At 73.5% G+C, this 16,543-nt stretch carries 17 protein-coding genes; 12 read left to right on the forward strand and 5 right to left on the reverse strand.

Annotated elements, in window-relative coordinates; genetic code table 11:
• Positions 1-59: 59 nt before the first annotated feature.
• Both OP18_RS34735 and OP18_RS34740 read left to right on the forward strand, forming a co-directional pair.
• The gene (locus OP18_RS34735) at positions 60-1,481 is read left to right on the forward strand and encodes a YyaL domain-containing protein (protein ID WP_156090010.1); all 1,422 of its coding nucleotides are present in this window, start codon (positions 60-62) and stop codon (positions 1,479-1,481) included.
• Complete coding sequence (locus tag OP18_RS34740) at positions 1,478-2,233, forward strand: 3-ketoacyl-ACP reductase (protein ID WP_033363376.1); 756 nt, start codon at positions 1,478-1,480, stop codon at positions 2,231-2,233. The genes OP18_RS34735 and OP18_RS34740 overlap by 4 nt, the downstream gene beginning before the upstream one ends.
• On the opposite strand, the gene OP18_RS34745 is transcribed toward OP18_RS34740, so the two are convergent.
• Genes OP18_RS34745 through OP18_RS34765 form a run of 5 tightly spaced genes read right to left on the reverse strand, consistent with a single transcriptional unit; the run spans position 2,193 to position 7,133 of the window.
• Positions 2,193-3,665 carry an MFS transporter gene (locus tag OP18_RS34745; RefSeq protein WP_156090011.1) on the reverse strand — a complete coding sequence of 491 codons (1,473 nt, stop codon included), beginning with the start codon at positions 3,663-3,665 and terminating at the stop codon, positions 2,193-2,195. The genes OP18_RS34740 and OP18_RS34745 overlap by 41 nt on opposite strands.
• Before the next feature lie 37 nt (positions 3,666-3,702).
• On the reverse strand, positions 3,703-4,416 hold the full coding sequence (locus OP18_RS34750; protein ID WP_033363377.1) for an ABC transporter permease: 714 nt from the start codon (positions 4,414-4,416) through the stop codon (positions 3,703-3,705).
• A complete protein-coding gene (locus OP18_RS34755) occupies positions 4,416-5,327 on the reverse strand; it encodes an ABC transporter ATP-binding protein (protein ID WP_052387771.1) in 912 nt (303 codons plus the stop codon). The genes OP18_RS34750 and OP18_RS34755 overlap by 1 nt, the downstream gene beginning before the upstream one ends.
• Positions 5,327-6,199 (reverse strand): ABC transporter permease, encoded by an 873-nt coding sequence (locus tag OP18_RS34760; RefSeq protein WP_033363378.1) that lies wholly within the window; start codon positions 6,197-6,199, stop codon positions 5,327-5,329. Before OP18_RS34760 ends, OP18_RS34755 begins: the two co-directional genes overlap by 1 nt.
• Positions 6,183-7,133: an ABC transporter ATP-binding protein gene (locus tag OP18_RS34765; protein WP_052387772.1), complete on the reverse strand. Its 951-nt coding sequence runs from the start codon at positions 7,131-7,133 to the stop codon at positions 6,183-6,185. Before OP18_RS34765 ends, OP18_RS34760 begins: the two co-directional genes overlap by 17 nt.
• A 156-nt stretch (positions 7,134-7,289) precedes the next feature.
• Here OP18_RS34765 and OP18_RS34770 point away from each other — a divergent pair, with 156 nt between their 5' ends.
• The 10 genes from OP18_RS34770 to OP18_RS34815 all read left to right on the forward strand — a co-directional run bounded on the left by OP18_RS34770 (position 7,290) and on the right by OP18_RS34815 (position 16,542).
• The gene (locus OP18_RS34770) at positions 7,290-8,321 is read left to right on the forward strand and encodes a GGDEF domain-containing protein (protein ID WP_033363379.1); all 1,032 of its coding nucleotides are present in this window, start codon (positions 7,290-7,292) and stop codon (positions 8,319-8,321) included.
• Between the two features lie 61 nt (positions 8,322-8,382).
• Positions 8,383-8,640 (forward strand): hypothetical protein, encoded by a 258-nt coding sequence (locus OP18_RS34775; RefSeq protein ID WP_033363380.1) that lies wholly within the window; start codon positions 8,383-8,385, stop codon positions 8,638-8,640.
• A gap of 326 nt (positions 8,641-8,966) precedes the next feature.
• Entirely contained in the window at positions 8,967-9,551 is a 585-nt protein-coding gene (locus tag OP18_RS34780) for a YidC/Oxa1 family membrane protein insertase (RefSeq protein WP_033363381.1), read from the forward strand.
• A gap of 166 nt (positions 9,552-9,717) precedes the next feature.
• On the forward strand, positions 9,718-10,833 hold the full coding sequence (locus OP18_RS34785; protein WP_033363382.1) for an inositol-3-phosphate synthase: 1,116 nt from the start codon (positions 9,718-9,720) through the stop codon (positions 10,831-10,833).
• Positions 10,830-11,723: an SCO3242 family prenyltransferase gene (locus OP18_RS34790; protein WP_052387773.1), complete on the forward strand. Its 894-nt coding sequence runs from the start codon at positions 10,830-10,832 to the stop codon at positions 11,721-11,723. Before OP18_RS34785 ends, OP18_RS34790 begins: the two co-directional genes overlap by 4 nt.
• Positions 11,720-12,580 (forward strand): sugar phosphate isomerase/epimerase family protein, encoded by an 861-nt coding sequence (locus OP18_RS58815; protein ID WP_033363383.1) that lies wholly within the window; start codon positions 11,720-11,722, stop codon positions 12,578-12,580. The genes OP18_RS34790 and OP18_RS58815 overlap by 4 nt, the downstream gene beginning before the upstream one ends.
• Positions 12,577-13,173 carry an EboA domain-containing protein gene (locus OP18_RS58820; RefSeq protein WP_033363384.1) on the forward strand — a complete coding sequence of 199 codons (597 nt, stop codon included), beginning with the start codon at positions 12,577-12,579 and terminating at the stop codon, positions 13,171-13,173. The genes OP18_RS58815 and OP18_RS58820 overlap by 4 nt, the downstream gene beginning before the upstream one ends.
• On the forward strand, positions 13,173-14,036 hold the full coding sequence (locus OP18_RS34805) for a TatD family hydrolase (RefSeq protein WP_033363385.1): 864 nt from the start codon (positions 13,173-13,175) through the stop codon (positions 14,034-14,036). Before OP18_RS58820 ends, OP18_RS34805 begins: the two co-directional genes overlap by 1 nt.
• Positions 14,036-15,172 carry a metabolite traffic protein EboE gene (eboE, locus tag OP18_RS34810; RefSeq protein ID WP_033363386.1) on the forward strand — a complete coding sequence of 379 codons (1,137 nt, stop codon included), beginning with the start codon at positions 14,036-14,038 and terminating at the stop codon, positions 15,170-15,172. Before OP18_RS34805 ends, eboE begins: the two co-directional genes overlap by 1 nt.
• Entirely contained in the window at positions 15,169-16,542 is a 1,374-nt protein-coding gene (locus tag OP18_RS34815) for an alkaline phosphatase family protein (protein ID WP_033363387.1), read from the forward strand. The genes eboE and OP18_RS34815 overlap by 4 nt, the downstream gene beginning before the upstream one ends.
• The last annotated feature ends 1 nt before the right edge of the window (position 16,543 follow it).

Raw genomic sequence — 16,543 nt, forward strand, 5'->3', positions numbered from 1 at the left:
ACGAAAGCGACCCGGCCCCGGGGTTCTCAGGAAAGCGCTTTCCCCTTATCCTCGTGGGCATGTTGCGCATCGATGACGGGCTCGCGCCCAAGGATCTGCTGCCCGCGATCGGGCGGATGTGGGAGCTGTCCGCCGGGAAGATCGACGCGATCGACGCGTCGAACCCGCCGGGCGGCAGCCAGGGAGCGCCCGTGTTCACCGTCGAGGGGCGGTACACGGCGCGCGGCTGGACCGAGTGGACCCAGGGGTTCCAGGTCGGCTCGGCGCTGCTGCAGTTCGACGCGACCAGCGACCGGCACTTCTTCGAGCAGGGCCGCCGCCACACGATCGAGGTGATGGCGCCGCACGTCAGCCACATCGGCGTGCACGACCACGGGTTCAACAACGTCAGCACGTACGGCACGCTGCGCCGCCTCATCCTGGAGGGCCGCGCCGGCGAGCAGGACCTGCACTTCGCCGAGCTGGCCCTGAAGATCAGCGGCGCCGTGCAGGCGGCCCGGTGGAGCCGCACCGCGGACGGCGGCGGGTACATCTACTCGTTCAACGGGCCGCAGTCGCTGTTCGTCGACACCATCCGCTCCTGCCGGTCCCTCGCCGTGGCCCACCGGCTCGGGCACGTGCTCATGGGCGAGCACGACGAGCGCATCGACCTGCTCACCCGGCTCACCCAGCACGCGGAGAGCACCGCCCGGTACAACGTCTACTTCGGTGCGGGCCGCGACACCTACGACGTCCGCGGCCGCACCGCGCACGAGGCGCTGTTCAACGTCAACGACGGCCGCTTCCGGGCGCCGAGCACGCAGCAGGGCTACTCCGCGTTCTCCACCTGGACGCGCGGCCTGGCCTGGGCGATGCTCGGCTTCGCGGAGCTGCTGGAGTTCCACCCGTCCGACCTGTTCCGCTCGGCCGCGCAAGCCACGTGCGACTTCTACCTGGAGCACTCCCCCGCCGACGGCGTGCCGTACTGGGACACCGGCGCGCCGGGCCTGGTGCACCTGGACGTGGACGCCCCGGCGGACCCGTTCAACCGTTACGAGCCGGTCGACTCCAGCGCCGCCGCCATCGCCGCGCAGGGCCTGCTGCGCCTCGGCCGGTGCACCGGGGAGGACCGGTACACCCAGGCGGGGCTGACCGTCGCACGGACGTTGCTGCAGGAGCCGTACCTGTCGACGGACCCGCGGCACGAAGGGCTGCTGCTGCACTCGGTGTACCACCGCCCGAACGGCTGGGACCACGTCCCGGCGGGCCAGTCGGTGCCGAACGGGGAGTCCAGCATGTGGGGCGACTACCACCTGCGCGAGCTGGCGCTGTACATCGGCCGCCTGGTCGACGGCCCGTACTACACGTTCTTCGCCGGCGAGCCGGCGGACGGCGACGGCGCGGGCGACGGCGCGGCCGGCGGCGGCAACGGCGACGCGGCCGGCGGCGGCAACGGCGGCGCGGCCGGCGGCGGCGCGGCGGACGGCGGGGTGGGGGCGTGAGCGCGGCGCTGGTCACCGGGGCCTCCCGAGGCATCGGGCGGGGCATCGCGATCGCCCTGGCCGGGGCCGGGTTCGACGTGGTGGTGAACTACGCGTCCAACCTCGCCGCCGCGGAGGACACCGCGAAGGAGATCGAGAAGCTCGGCGCCCGGGCCGTCCTCGTCCGTGCGGACGTCGGCGACGCCGAGGACCGCGCAAGACTCGTGCACGAGGCGCACGAGGCCTTCGGCACGCTGGACCTGCTGGTGAACAACGCGGGGGTGGCCCCGTCGGTGCGGGCGGACCTGCTGGAGGCGACCGAGGAGTCGTTCGACCGGCTCGTCGGCATCAACCTCAAGGGGCCGTACTTCCTCACCCAGCAGGTCGCCCGCCGGATGGTCGACGCCGGCACCGCCGGGAAGATCGTCACGATCTCGTCGATGAGCGCGTACACCGCGAGCGTGAACCGGGGTGACTACTGCGTGACGAAGGCCGGCCTCGGCATGATGACGAAGCTGTTCGCGGCCCGCCTCGCCGAGCACGGGATCACCGTGTTCGAGGTGCGGCCCGGCATCATCGCCACCGACATGACAGGGGCCGTGCAGGCGAAGTACGACAAGCTCATCCTCTCCGACGGCATCACCCCGATCCGGCGCTGGGGCACCCCCGGCGACGTCGGCCGGGCGGTGGTCGCGATCGCCACGGACCTGCTGCCGTTCTCCACGGGCCAGGTCATCGACGTGGACGGCGGGTTCCACCTGCGGACCCTGTAGTGGGCCCGGCCGCCGGGGCCGGCCCGGCGGCCGGGCCCCCGGCGCCATCGGCGCCGGCGATCTCGGCGGCGGCGCGGGCGCGCAGCAGGTCGTGGACCGCCTCGATGTCGGCCGGGGCGGTGCGGGAGGCGAGCCAGTACATGACGCCGGTGGGGATGAAGAACGCCTGGAAGGCGGCGAGCCCCACGGCGAGGTTCGTCGGCGGCGGGAAGCTGCGCGCGAGGGCCGCGAACACCGCACCGACCACGCCGTTGCCGGCGGCGCGGCCGACGCCGTTGACGAGGTTGCCCAGGGAGTAGACGGTGCCGCGGTGCTCGGGCGGGTTGGCGTCGGCGATGAGGGCGAACCAGTTCGGCGAGTTCGCGGACGTGAGCGCGAGGGCCAGCAGCGCGCAGAGGAACGCGGCGAGCAGGCTCGGCGTGGTGAACATGGCGCCGAACACGAGGGCGGTGGCGGACCGGCCGTCCGGGGCGGGCAGCGACAGCGGGGCGAAGAACAGCACCACGTACAGCGGCACACCGGCGAGGATGCCGATCGCGGCGACCTTCGCCCGGCCGCCCGGGTCCCGCCGCTGCCAGCGGTCGCCGAGCAGGCCGCCGACCACGGACAGCACGCCGCCGAGCTGGAACAGGGTGGCGAGGATGCCGCCGATCTGGATGGCGGACTGCTCGTCGTAGCCCTGTGCCTCGGCCCTGGCCTGGAAGAGCCGGGGCAGCCACACGAGGGACCCGAACGCCGCCTGGGCGGTGAGCCCCTGCAGGATCAGCCAGACGTTGGTGCGCCGCGCGACGATGCCGGGCAGCTCGGCGCGGGAGATGCGGTGCTCGTACTCCTCGCCGGCGGCGAACACGGCGGCGAGGTCCGGCTCGCTCTGGCCGCGGCGGATGTCTGCCGTGGTGAAGTACGCGGCGGCGGCGAGGACCCCGAGGACGGCCAGGACGACGAACGGCCGCCGCCAGTCCGCGCCGCCGAGCTGGCTGGCGACGAGGACCCCGGCGAGGGTGCCGACGCCCTGCGACAGGCCCCACAGGCTCATGACGAGGCCGCGGCGGCGGGGCGAGATGAGGTCACTGACGACGGAGAACCCGACGGAGCCGACGGCGCCGAGCCCGACCGCGGCGACCAGCTGCGCGGTGAGGAACGACCAGTACCCCTGCGCGGCGACGGTCCCGACCGTGCCACCGGCCCAGATGAGGGTGCCGACCATGAGGACGGGCTTGCGGTCGGTGCGGTCACCGGCGTACGCCCAGCCGACGGCGGCGACCGCGGTCACGAGGTACCCGACCGCGGTCACCACGCCGAGCGCTCCCTCGCCGACGCCGAGGGAGCGGCTGATCGGCGAGTAGAGCGGCGGCACCAGACTGATCGCCACGTTGTCCAGCGACGCCAGCACGATGAAGACGGCGACGCTGTAGACGCGGTGGAAGCTCACGTCCGGACGGTAGCCCGTATCCCCAGCCTCGGCGACGTCAGCCCGTCTCGCCGGCGACGGCGAACGTGCGCAGCTTCTGCACGGCGAGGGCCGTCATGCCGACGGTGAAGACGCCGGCCATCACGAAGCTGACGGGCACCGACACGTGGCCGGCGAGCACGTCGGTGGGGGCGAGCCAGTCCACGATCGTCTGCACGTACTGCTGGATGCTGAGCTTCGCCGTGCCCGACAGGATGTTGCCGAGCAGCCCTTCCCAGAGCACGACGTACACCAGGCCGAGCAGCACCGGGCGGCGGGTGATCACGCTGATCGCCAGGAACAGCGCCGAGTAGGCCAGCGCCCCGACGAACGCGCCGACGACCAGCGCGAACGCGAGCGGCGTGGAGTCGGCGAGCAGCCCGACCACGAACAGCGGCACCCCGGCGAACCCGCCGGTGACGCCGACCGCGACGGCGAGCTTCGTGAACACGATCTCCGAACGCGGCAGCGGCTTGGACAGGATGTGCGTGATCGTGCCGTCGTCGATCTCGGAGCCGAGCACGCCGGTGCCGACGATGAGCGCGATCACGGGCAGCACGGCGGTGAAGCCGAGCCCGACGATGACGGGCTCGCCCCAGCTCGTGGGCGGCTCGCCGAACGCCCGGGCCGCCCAGGCGAACCCGATGAGGATGATCGGCAGCGGCACCAGCAGCCAGATCCGCCGGCGGCCGAGCAGGCCGCGCGCGGTGATGCGGGCGATGGTCGGATTCATCAGGCACCCACCAGGTAGGAGAAGACGCTTTCCAGGGACTCGTCGGCGGGCACCAGCTGGCGCACCCGGATGCCCTCCTTGAGCGCGATGCGAGGCAGGGCACGGGTGAACGTGCCGTAGTCGGCGGCACGGACCTGCAGGCCGGTCGCGTCGAGGTCGACGCCGGTGACCGACGGCTCGCCGATGAGCGCCACCGCGAGGCGGCGGTCGTCGCTGGAGCGGATCGAGAACATGTGCGGCCGGTTCGTCATGAGCCGGCGGATGGTGCGGAAGTCGCCGGAGGCGGCGAGCCGGCCGGCGACCATGACCTGCACGGTGCCCGACACCTGCTCGACCTCCTCCAGGATGTGCGAGGAGAACAGCACGGTGCGGCCGTCGTCGCCCATCTTGTGCAGCAGGTCCATCATGTGGAAGCGCTGGCGCGGGTCCATGCCGTTGAACGGCTCGTCCAGCAGCAGCACCCCGGGGTCGTGCACGAGCGCGGCCGCGACCCGGATGCGCTGGCGCATGCCCTTGCTGTACGTGTCGATGCGCCGGTCCTGCGCCGGCTCCATCTCCACCATCGCCAGGGCTCGGCGGGCGGCCTCCTCGGGTTGGGCGAGGCGGAACAGCCGCGCGCTGGCCAGGACGAACTCCTTGCCGGTGAGGAACCCGTGCACGGCCTCGCGCTCGCTGACCAGGCCGAGGGTGCGGTACACGTCGGGGTTGCGCCACGACGGCGCGCCGTCGACGGTGAGCGTGCCCTTCGACGGGGCCAGGAACCCCGACATCATGTGCAGCAGCGTGGTCTTGCCGGCGCCGTTCGGGCCGAGCAGGCCGGTGACGCCCGGGCCCAGGGTCATCGTCACGTCGTTGACGGCGACCACGTTGCCGTACCAGCGCGACACGTGCTGCAGGTCGACGGTGCCCATCAGGCGGCCACCTTCCGGTAACGCAGGAGCAGGAGGGAGAGGCAGCCGGCGAGCAGCAGGAGGGTGGCGACACCGTAGGCGGGTCCGTAGTCGCCGATCGGCATGGGGTCGTTGTCCAGCGTGCCGAAGAGCCACTGCTCGACGCCGATGAGCAACGTCATCGGGTTGACGATGAACGCGAGGCTGGACAGCGCGCTGTCCTGGCCGCCGATGACGTTGAGGATGCCGACCATCGGCGCGGTGATGACGAAGACGCCGACGATGAACGCCGCGGCGAACGCCCGCCGGCCGCTCAGCGACGCCACCAGCAGCGCGATCGCGGCGAGGATCAGCGACCGGATCACGGCACCGGCCAGGCCCGGACCCATGTCGCCGAGCTCCTTCATGGCGCCGCTGAACCCGTCGGTACGGGTGAACACGGCGCCGATGTAGATCAGCAGCTGCGGCACGGCGAGCAGCAGCAGCACCACGGTCGACAGCGCGGCGTACTTGGTCAGCGCGTAGTCGGTGCGCCCGAGGGGCCGGCTGAAGTACAGCGGCAGCGTCCGGTCCCGCAGGTCGCGCGAGACCAGCTCCGGCGCGACGATGGCGAGGAACAGCATCACCGGGAAGCTGATGGTGTTGGCGAACCCGCGGTAGCTGATGAAGGACTCGCCGGTGAGCGAGCGGACCGCGATCTCGATGACGGCGACGCTGAGCGCGATGCCGATCACCAGCCACGGGAAGATCTTCGCCTTGGCGCCCCGGCCGATGCCGAACGCGGTGCGCAGGCTCTGCTCGTAGAGGGAGCGGTTGGCGTACGCGCGGCCGAGCCGGGGGCCCGTGTAGCGCTGGTAGCCGATGTCATGGATGACGCTAGTTGGCTGCGCCATGGCCGACCTCCTGTGCTGCTGCCGGTCCGGTCACGGACGGGGTCTGGAAGAGCTCGGCGACGCGGTGCCGGCGCTGGTCGAGGCGGTGCAGGGGCAGGTCGAGCTCGGCGACCGCGATGAGGATGCGGTCGTACACCTCGTCGCTGTCCATCGGCACCATGAGCGCGTGCCCGTCGCGGGTGACCGGCAGGCCCTGCTCGGCGAGGCGGGCCACCAGCTGCTCCACGCCCTCGCTCACCTCGACGGTGAGCACGTCGCGGCTGGTCGTCATGTCCGACACGGTCGCGGAGCGCAGCAGCTTGCCGCCGTCGATCGCGATCAGCGAGGTGCAGATCCGCTCGACCTCGCCCAGCAGGTGGGAGCACACGACGATGGAGATGCCGAACTCGGTGCCGATGCGGTGCACCAGCTCCAGCATCGCGTCCCGGCCGGCCGGGTCGAGGCCGTTGGTCGGCTCGTCCAGCAGCAGCAGGTCAGGGTCGTGCGCGAGGGCCTGGGCCAGCTTGACCCGCTGCTTCATGCCGGTGGAGTAGCCGCCGATCTGGCGGTACCGCTCCTCGTAGAGCCCGACGTGCCGCAGCGCCTCGGAGGCCCGCTCCCGGGCGGCGTTGGCGGGCAGGCCGCTCATCCGCGCCAGGTGGGTCACGTACTCGGCGGCCGATGTCTCGCTCGGCAGGCAGTCGTGCTCGGGCATGTACCCGACCCGCTGCCGCACCTGCACCGACTGCGTCGTCGGGTCGAGCCCGAGCACCCGCAGCTCTCCGCCGGACGGCTGGAGCAGGCCGAGCATGATCTTGATAAACGTGGACTTGCCGGCGCCGTTCGCGCCGACCAGCCCGATGATCCCGGGCTCCACCGCCAGGGTCAGTTCGGAAAGGGCGGTGACGCCACCCCCGTAGCGCTTCGTCAGCGCACGCGTCTCGATGAGTGCCACGTCGCCGACCTTACGGACCGTGAACCCCGAGGACCATCCGGAACGCACCTGAACCCGGCCACCTAGGGGTTCAACCTGAGATTCGGCTCAGGTTCGCTCAGTCACTTCTCAGGTTCGTCACACTCAGGTCGGCGCCGTGACTGCCGACGTGGGGGCGTGGATTCACCCCTGCTCCGCGTCAGACGCAGCATCGAGTGGGCCGGCCTCGTCAGCCGGTCCGTCTCCGTGCTGTGGATCGTCGGGTCGCTGGTGCTGTGGTCGCTACCGGTGACGACGGCGCTGTGGGCGGTCCAGCTGACCCTGACCAACCTGCTGGCGTGGTACGCGCTGCGCAAGGCCGGGCACCGCCGCTATCCGGTGCTGAGCGCGCTGGTCATCGCCGCCGACACGGCCTCGGTCATCGGCGCGGTCATGGTCACCAGCAGATTCTCCCCGGCCGCCCTGTGGCCCGTCTTCGTCATCGCGATCATCGTCGGCGCCTTCCGCGGCCAGCTGGCCGGCGCCCTGCTCACCTGGCTCGCCACCACCGCCGGCTGCGTCACCCTGTACGTGTGGTCCGGCCCGATCGCGGGCCGCCCGATGACCCACGACCTCGTCGGCCTCGCCCCGGCCCTGCACCTGGTGGTCGCGATCCTCGCCGGCCTGCTGGCCCGGGGCCACCACACCCAGCTGCGCCGGCTCGCCGAGGCCCGCGCCGAGCTGCGCCGCCTCGCGCTGCACGACCCGCTCACCGGGCTGGGCAACCGCAACCTGCTGGAGGAGTTCACCCGCGCCGGCCTCACCCCGGGCGGCCCCACCTCCGTACTGGTGCTGGACCTGGACGGCTTCAAGGCCGTCAACGACACCCTCGGCCACGCCGCCGGCGACGAGCTGCTCCGCGTCGTCGGTGCCCGGCTGCGCGGCCACGCCCGCGACGGCGACCTGGTGACCCGGCTCGGCGGCGACGAGTTCGTGCTGCTGCTGCCGGGCGCCTCCGCCGAGGTGGCGGCCGAGGTGGCGGCCCGGCTCCGGTTCGCCATCACCGCCCCGGTCACCATCGACGGCCGGTCCGTGCGCATCGACGCGAGCGTGGGCGCGGCGACCGCGGCGGGGCCGGGAGACACCCTGGACGCGCTGCTGCGGGCCGCCGACGCCGGCATGTACCGGGAGAAGGCCGGCCGGCGGCGCCCGACGGCCCACGCCGCGTAGCAGCGATCGCCCGCCGTGACGGACGGGCGCCGGGGTCGCGGGTCGGGCGTATGCTCATCGCATGTCGTGGTCGCTGACCACCCTCCTCGCCGCGTGGTCCTCGGTGACCTCGCCGGCCGACGCCGTCGCCATGGCGACGGCGGTCCTCGCCGCGCTCGCGATCGTCCTCGCCGCGCGGCTGCTCACCGGGGCACCCACGGCGGCGCCGCGGGTCGTGCCGGTGCCGGCCCGGGCCCGTTCCCGCTGGGCCCGCCCTTCCCGGGCGACGGACCCCGACGCGGCCGGGCGGCCGCGGCCCCGGGCGCCCGGACGGCGGTAGTTCCTCCCGACTCCCGTCCGTCCGTTCCTCCGCGCGCTGTCCACCTGCCGGTGCCGAGCGCCCGCCTGCCCTGAGTGCCCGCCGATGGCGGCGCCCGCCGGCCGGGGAGCGCCTCGCGGCCCGCCCCGCCCTGGCCACCCGCCGACACCACGACCGACGTCCACGACCGACACGACCGACGTCCACGACCGACGCCGCCCATCGGCGCGCCGCCGGTCGGGGTCGTCGCCGTCCGGGGTGTCGCCGGCGTGGGTGCCGGGTGTCGTGTCGCCGGCCGGCTCCGGTGGCGGTCCGGCGCGCGTACCGAAGCCGAAAGGGCTCCCGTCGTGCTGCACCATGTCCTCGTCCTGCTGTCCACCACCACCGGATCCGTCGCCGCCGCCATCGTCATCGCCACCCTCGCCGTCCGCGCCGCGCTGCTGCCGTTGAGCCTGCGGGCGTACCGCGCCGAGAAGGTCCGCGCCCGGCTCGCCCCGCAGCTCACCGCGTTGCGGGAGCGGCACGGCAAGGACCCGGTCGCGCTCGCCGAGAAGACCGCCGAGCTCATGCGGGCCGAAGGGTCCGGGCCGCTCGCCGGGATCCTGCCGACGCTCGCCCAAGCGCCGGTGATCTGGCTGCTGTACCGCGAGTTCAGCGGCGACGCCGTGCGCGGGCACACGCTGCTCGGCGCCGACCTCACCGCCCGGCTCCTGGACCACCCGGCGCTGCCCGCCGGCTGGCTGATCGTCGCCGCCCTCGCCGCGATCGCGGTCTGGAACGTGCGGCAGCTCCCGGCCGGCTCGCCGGGCTTCGTCAGGGTGCTGTCGTTCGGCACCGTGGCGTTCGCCGCCCTCACCCCCGTCGCGGCCGGGATCTACCTGGTCACCTCGGGGCTCTGGACGGCCGTCGAGCGGATCGTCGCGCGGCGCTGAGGAGCAGCGCTTTTGCACGTACCAGCGCAAAGTTTTTTTCGTTTATATAAAAGTTCGGTTGCCACTGGCGGAAGGAGGAAACGAGTTCTACGCTGCCAACTCAAGCGACAGTCGGCGATGTCGCCACAAGATCGTCACACAACTCCAACGGTCATGGGAGGGCCCGGTGCGAACGGGTGTGTGGCTGGTAGGCGCGCGCGGTTCCGTCGCCGTCACCAGCATCGTCGGCGCTGCCGCTGTGCGCGCCGGGCTCACCGAGCCGATCGGTTGTGTCACCGAGCATCCGGTGCTGCGCAGCGACGCGCTGCCCGCCTTCGGCGACCTCGTCTTCGGCGGTCACGACATCGCCACCATCAGCGTGGTGAAGAAGGCCGAGGCCCTCGCCGAGTCCGGGGTGGTGCCGGCCCGGCTGGTGGCGACCCTGCACTCGGAGCTGGCGGCGGTGGACGAGGAGATCCGTCCACTGCCGCACGGCACCGCCGCCGAGGTCGCCGCCGCGGTCACCGCCGACCTGCTGCACTTCCGGCGGCGGCACGGCCTGGCCCGGGTGGTGGTCGTCAACGTCGCCTCCACGGAGGCCGCGGCGGCGCCCCACCCCGCCCACACGAGCCTGGAGTCGCTGCGCGACGCGCTCGACACGCTGCCGCCCAGCGCGTTGATGGCGTACGCGGCCTTCGAGGCGGGCTGCGCCTTCGTCGACTTCACCCCGTCCACCGGCGCCCGCCTGCCCGCCCTGCACGAGCTGGCCACGGCGAGCCGGGTGCCCTACGCCGGGCACGACGGCAAGACCGGCGAGACGCTGATCAAGTCGGTGCTGGCGCCGATGTTCGCCATGCGCAACCTGCGGGTGCGGTCCTGGTCCGGGACCAACCTGCTGGGCGGCGGCGACGGCGCGACCCTGGCCGAGCCCGCCGCCAACGCCGCGAAGTCGGCCAGCAAGCAGCGGGTGCTCAGCGAGACCCTCGGCTACCAGCCCGACGGCCACACCCGCATCGAGTACGTGCCCGACATCGGCGACTTCAAGACCGCCTGGGACCTCATCACGTTCGCCGGGTTCCTCGGCACGCCGATGCGGATGGAGTTCACCTGGCACGGCTGCGACTCCGCGCTCGCCGCGCCGCTGGTGCTGGACCTGGCCCGGCTCACCGCCGCCGCGCACGGTGCCGGGCGGGTCGGGCCGCTGACCGAGCTGGCGTTCTTCTTCAAGGACCCGCTCGGCGAGGTCGACCACGCGCTCGGCGCGCAGTTCGAGGCCCTCGCCACGTTCGTGCGGTCGCTGTGAGCACCCCCGCCGCCCGACCCGGCGGGCAGGTCCTCGACTGGCGGACGCTCGCCGAGCTGGTGCGGGCGCCCGCGGCGCTGAGCGTGCCGGGTGACGTCGTCGCGGGGGCCGCCGCCGCGGGCACCCTGGGGCCGCGCACGCCGCTGCTCGCCTCCTCATCCGTCCTGCTGTACTGGGCGGGCATGGCCGCCAACGACTGGTCCGACCGCGACCTGGACGCAGTCGAACGACCGGAGCGGCCGATCCCGTCGGGCCGCGTCACACCCGGGGCCGCGTTCGGGGTCGCGGCCGGCCTGACCGCCGCGGGCGTCGCGCTCGCCGGGCTGGCCGGCGGCCGCCGCGCCCTCGCCGTCGCCGTGCCGCTCGCCGGCACCGTGTGGGCCTACGACCTCAAGCTCAAGAACACCCCGGCGGGACCGGCGGCGATGGCGGCCTGCCGCGCGCTGGACGTGCTCCTCGGCGCGAGCGGCGGGCGCCTGCGCCGGGCCGTGTACCCGGCGGCGACGGTGTTCGCGCACACGTACACCGTGACCGCGCTGTCCCGCGCCGAGGTCCACGGCTCCACGCCGTCGCTGCCCGCCGCCACGCTGGCCGGGTCCGCCGCGGTGGCGGTGTCGGCGGCGCTGCCGTCGCGGCGCCCCGGATGGCGGTCGCTGATCCCGCTCGCGCTGTCCGGCTGGTACGCGAAACGCTACGGTGAGGCGCAGCTGCGGGCTCTCGAGAAACCGACCGCGGGCAACATCCGGGCGTCGGTCGGGGCCGGGATCGTCAACCTGCCGACGCTGCAGGGCGCGCTCACCGCACGGGCCGGCGCACCGATCGCCGGGATCGCCGTCGCGGCCGCCGCGCCGCTGGGCCGGCACCTCGCGAAACGGCTGTCACCGACATGAGCCTGCGGTTCGGGTACGGGACGAACGGCTTCAGCAACCACCGCCTCGACGACGCGCTGACCGTCATCGCCGGGCTCGGCTACACCGGGGTGGCCCTGACGCTGGACCACCATCATCTGGACCCGTACGACAGCAACCTGTGGCGGCACGTCCGCGCGCTCGGGCAGCGGCTGCAGGAGCTCGGCCTCGGCGTCGTCATCGAGACCGGCGCCCGGTTCCTGCTCGACCCGTGGCACAAGCACGCGCCGACGCTGCAGGACGACGAGCCCGAGGCGCGCGTCGACTTCCTGCGCCGGGCCGTGCGCATCGGCGCCGACCTCGGCGCGGAGGCGGTCAGCTTCTGGGCCGGGGTGCGCCCGCCCGGGCTGCCGCCGGACGTCGCGTGGCGGCGGCTCGTCACCGGCTGCGCCGAGGTGCTCGCCGCCGCCGAGGGCGCGGAGATGATGCTCGGGTTCGAGCCCGAGCCCGGGATGCTCGTCGAGTCGATCACGGACTGGGAGCGGCTGCGCGCCGACCTCGGCGCGCCCGTCCACTTCGGCCTGACCCTGGACATCGGCCACTGCCGCTGCCTGGAGCCGTGGCCCGCCGACGAGTGCGTCCGGCGCGTCGCCGGGCAGCTGGTCAACGTGCAGATCGACGACATGCGCCGCGGGGTGCACGAGCACCTCGAGTTCGGCACCGGCGAGGTCGACTTCCCGGCGGTGCTGCGGGCCCTCACCGAGACCGACTACGGCGGCCTGGTCGCCGTCGAGCTGCCCCGGCACAGCCACGCCGCGCCCGCCGTGGCCCGGGACTCCCTCGCGTTCCTGCGCGCCGCCGAAGCGCAGGCACTGGACCGATTCCAGGAGGTGCCATGAACCTGTACGACTCCCTCACCGCCGAGCTGACGGACACGGTGTGGCTCGACACGGCGCTCGAGACCGTGGCCCGGCAGCCCTCGGCGATCGGCCGGCTCTTCCCCGCCGCCGGCCGCCGCTGCGGGCGGTGGGCCCTCACCGGGCTGCCCGGCTGGACCGTCGACGACGCGGCCCGGGTCCTCCTGCTGACCCGCATGCCCGCAAGCGCCCTGCAGACCGAGCTGGAGCCGCTCTACCGGTACGGTGACGGCGCGGAGAAGCGGGCCGTGCTGCGGGCGCTGCCGCTGCTGCCGCCGCAGGACGCCGCGCCGGGGATCCTGCTCGACGCGTTGCGCACGAACGACACCCGGCTCGTCGCCGCCGCGCTCGGCCCCGCCGCCGCGTGCCTGCCCGACGCCGCGTGGCGGCAGGGCGTGCTGAAGGCGGTCTTCATGGGCCTGCCGCTGGCCGCCGTCGCCGACCTCGACACGCGCGCCGACGCCGAGCTCGCCACCATGCTCGCCGGGCTCGTCGAGGAGCGCACCGCCGCCGGGCGCGCCGTCGCCGAGGACGCCATGGCGCTGTTGCACCGTCTTCAGGAGAGGGTCTCGTGATGCGCATCTTCGACCCGCACATCCACATGACGTCACGGACCACCGACGACTACGAGCGGATGGCCGCCGCCGGGGTCCGCGCGCTGGTCGAGCCGGCGTTCTGGCTCGGGCAGCCGCGCACCAGCGTCGGCTCGTTCACCGACTACTTCGACTCCCTCGTCGGGTGGGAGCCGTTCCGGGCCTCCCAGTTCGGCATCCGGCACCACTGCACGATCGCGCTCAACCCGAAGGAGGCCAACGACGCCCGCTGCCGCGAGGTGCTGCAGGTGCTGCCGCGGTACCTGGAGAAGGACGGCGTCGTCGCGGTCGGCGAGATCGGCTACGACTCGATGACGCCGGAGGAGGACGAGGTGTTCGCCGCGCAGCTCGCCCTCGCCGTCGAGCACGAGCTGCCGGCGATGGTGCACACCCCGCACCGCGACAAGGCCCGCGGCACCGACCGGACCCTCGCCGTCGTCCGCGAGTCGGGCATCGACCCGGGCCGGGTCGTCGTGGACCACCTCAACGAGGTCACCGTCGCGCGGGTCGCCGAGAGCGGCTGCTGGATGGGGTTCTCGATCTACCCCGACACGAAGATGACCCCGCAGCGGATGGTCGCCATCCTGCAGGAGCACGGCTTGGACCGGGTCCTGGTGAACTCGGCCGCCGACTGGGGCCGCTCCGACCCGCTGCTGACGCGGTACACCGGCGAGGCGATGCTGGCCGCCGGGTTCAGCGACGACGACGTCGACCGGGTGCTGTGGCGCAACCCGGTGGAGTTCTACGGCCAGTCCAAGCGGCTCGACGTCTCCGACCTCGACACCATCGGGGCTCCCCTGCCGGCGACCTTCGAGGGGAACTCGATCCTCCGCGGCGGGTCGTGATGCGGCTGCGACACCCCGACGGCCAGGTCGTGCACCTGGCCTACGGGACCAATGTCCACCCGGCGGAGGACCTGCCGGGCATCCTCACGCAACTCGATGTCTACGCGGCCCGGGTCCGGTCGCACCTCGACACCGCCGTCCTCGGGCTCGGGCTGTGGCTCGCCGCGCCGGTCGCCGCCGCCCTCGCCGCGGAGCCGGTCCTGCGCCGCCGGCTGCGCCGCGAGCTGGACGTGCGCGGCCTGGAGGTGGTGACCCTCAACGGGTTCCCCTACGAGGCGTTCCACGCGCCGGTGGTGAAGAAGGCCGTGTACCTGCCGGACTGGGCCGACCCGCGGCGGCTGCGGTACACCATGGACCTCGCCCGGGTCCTCGTGGACCTGCTGCCCGACGACGCCGCGCGGGGCTCGATCTCGACGCTGCCGCTCGGCTGGCGCGACCCGTGGGACAGCCCGCAGGTCGGCGCGGTCAACCGGGCCCTGGACCAGCTCGCGTACGGGCTGTCGTTCCTGGACCGGCCGATCCGGGTCGCCTTCGAGCCGGAGCCCGGGTGCGTCATCGAGAACACCCTGCAGGCGACCGTGCACCTGTCCCGGGTCGACCCCAGGTACCTCGGCGTCTGCGTCGACCTCGCGCACCTCGCGTGCGCCTGGGAGGACCCGGTCACCGCGGTGCAGCGCCTCGCCCGGGCCGGGCTGCCGGTGGTGAAGGTGCAGGTGTCGGCGGCCCTGTCCGTCGACGACCCGGGCGCGCCGGCCCTCGCCGGGTACGTCGAGCCCCGTTTCATGCACCAGACCCGCTCCCGCGGCTGCGCGGCGTCGTTCGACGACCTCGACGAGGCGCTCGCCAGCGGGGCCGACGGCCCGTGGCGGGTGCACTACCACGTGCCGCTGCACGCCTCGCCCGAGCCGCCGCTGGAGGCGACCACCGGCGTGCTGCGGGCCGGCCTCGCGGTGCTGCTCGGCGGGCCTGTCGCCGGCTGCGACCACCTCGAGGTCGAGACGTACACCTGGGGCGTGCTGCCGCCGTCCCAGCGCCCCACCGGGCCGCAGCAGCTCGCCGCCGGGATGGCCGCCGAGCTCGCCTACGCCCGCGACACCCTGCACGACCTCGGTCTCAAGACGTTGGAGCCACGATGAGCAAGCCCCTGCTGGTCCTCGACGTGGTCGGGCTGACGCCCCGGCTGCTGCCGCACATGCCGCGCCTGTCCGCGGTCGGCGCCGCGGTGCCGCTGCGGCCCGTGCTGCCCGCGGTCACCTGCTCCGTGCAATCGACGTTCCTCACCGGGGCCATGCCGTCCGACCACGGAATCGTCGGCAACGGCTGGTACTTCCGGGACCTGGGCGAGATCTTCCTGTGGCGCCAGCACAACGCCCTCGTCGGCGGCGACAAGCTGTGGCACGCCGCCCGCCGGGTCAAGCCGGACTACACGGTGGCGAACGTGTGCTGGTGGTACGCGATGGGCGCCGACGTCGACTGGACCGTGACCCCGCGCCCCATCTACTACGCCGACGGGCGCAAGGAGCCGGACTGCTACACGTTCCCGCCCGCGCTGCACGACGAGCTGACCGCCCGCCTCGGCGAGTTCCCGCTGTTCACGTACTGGGGACCCGGCGCCGGCATCCCGTCCTCGGAGTGGATCGCCAGGGCCGCCGAGCAGATCCTGGTCGACAAGTCGCCGGACCTGACCCTGGTGTACCTGCCGCACCTCGACTACGACCTCCAGCGCTTCGGCCCGTCCTCGCCGGAGGCCGCCAAGGCCGCCGCCGCGCTGGACAACGTCGTCGCTCCCCTGCTGGCGGCCGCCGCCGCGCGGGACGTCACGGTCGTCGTCCTCTCGGAGTACGGCATCACCGACGCGAGCCGCCCGGTCGACGTCAACCGCCTGCTGCGCGCCGAAGGGCTGCTCAACGTCTACACCCAGGACGGCATGGAGTACCTCGACCCGTGGACGTCGCGGGCCTTCGCGGTCGCCGACCACCAGGTCGCGCACGTGTACGTCCGCGACGCCGCCGACCTGCCGCTGGTGCAGAAGCTGTGCGCCGGCCTGCCCGGCGTCGGCGAGGTCCTCGACGCCGCCGGCAAGCAGCGCACCGGCCTGGACCACGAGCGCGCCGGCGAGCTGGTCCTGCTCGCCGAGCCCGACGCGTGGTTCACGTACTACTACTGGCTCGACGACGCCCGCCGCCCCGACTTCGCGCAGCTGGTCGAGATCCACCGCAAGCCCGGCTACGACCCGGCGGAGCTGCTCTTCGACCCGGCCGCCCCGGGCGCGGCGAAGGCCCGGGCCGGGGTCGCGCTGGCCCGCAAGAAGCTCGGGATGCGGTACATGATGAGCGTCGTCGGCCTGGACGCCGGCGCCCGGGCGGTCAAGGGCTCCCACGGGCTGCTGCCGTCCACGGTGGACGACGGGCCGGTGTGGATGTGCAGCGACCCGGCGGTGGCGCCCGAGTCGGTCGACGCGACGGACGTGAAGGGGCTGCTGCTGCGCCTCGCCGGACTGGCCTGAC

This window comes from Dactylosporangium aurantiacum (genome assembly GCF_000716715.1).
GTDB lineage: Bacteria > Actinomycetota > Actinomycetes > Mycobacteriales > Micromonosporaceae > Dactylosporangium > Dactylosporangium aurantiacum.

Coding starts and splice junctions, on each gene's coding strand:
- OP18_RS34755 (WP_052387771.1), bottom strand. CDS start 5,327: ATGGGCACCGTCGACCTGCAGCACGTGTCGCGCTGGTACGGCAACGTG.
- OP18_RS34750 (WP_033363377.1), bottom strand. CDS start 4,416: ATGAATCCGACCATCGCCCGCATCACCGCGCGCGGCCTGCTCGGCCGC.
- OP18_RS34735 (WP_156090010.1), top strand. CDS start 60: ATGTTGCGCATCGATGACGGGCTCGCGCCCAAGGATCTGCTGCCCGCG.
- eboE (WP_033363386.1), top strand. CDS start 14,036: ATGCGGCTGCGACACCCCGACGGCCAGGTCGTGCACCTGGCCTACGGG.
- OP18_RS34805 (WP_033363385.1), top strand. CDS start 13,173: ATGCGCATCTTCGACCCGCACATCCACATGACGTCACGGACCACCGAC.
- OP18_RS34775 (WP_033363380.1), top strand. CDS start 8,383: ATGTCGTGGTCGCTGACCACCCTCCTCGCCGCGTGGTCCTCGGTGACC.
- OP18_RS34760 (WP_033363378.1), bottom strand. CDS start 6,199: ATGGCGCAGCCAACTAGCGTCATCCATGACATCGGCTACCAGCGCTAC.
- OP18_RS58815 (WP_033363383.1), top strand. CDS start 11,720: ATGAGCCTGCGGTTCGGGTACGGGACGAACGGCTTCAGCAACCACCGC.
- OP18_RS58820 (WP_033363384.1), top strand. CDS start 12,577: ATGAACCTGTACGACTCCCTCACCGCCGAGCTGACGGACACGGTGTGG.
- OP18_RS34815 (WP_033363387.1), top strand. CDS start 15,169: ATGAGCAAGCCCCTGCTGGTCCTCGACGTGGTCGGGCTGACGCCCCGG.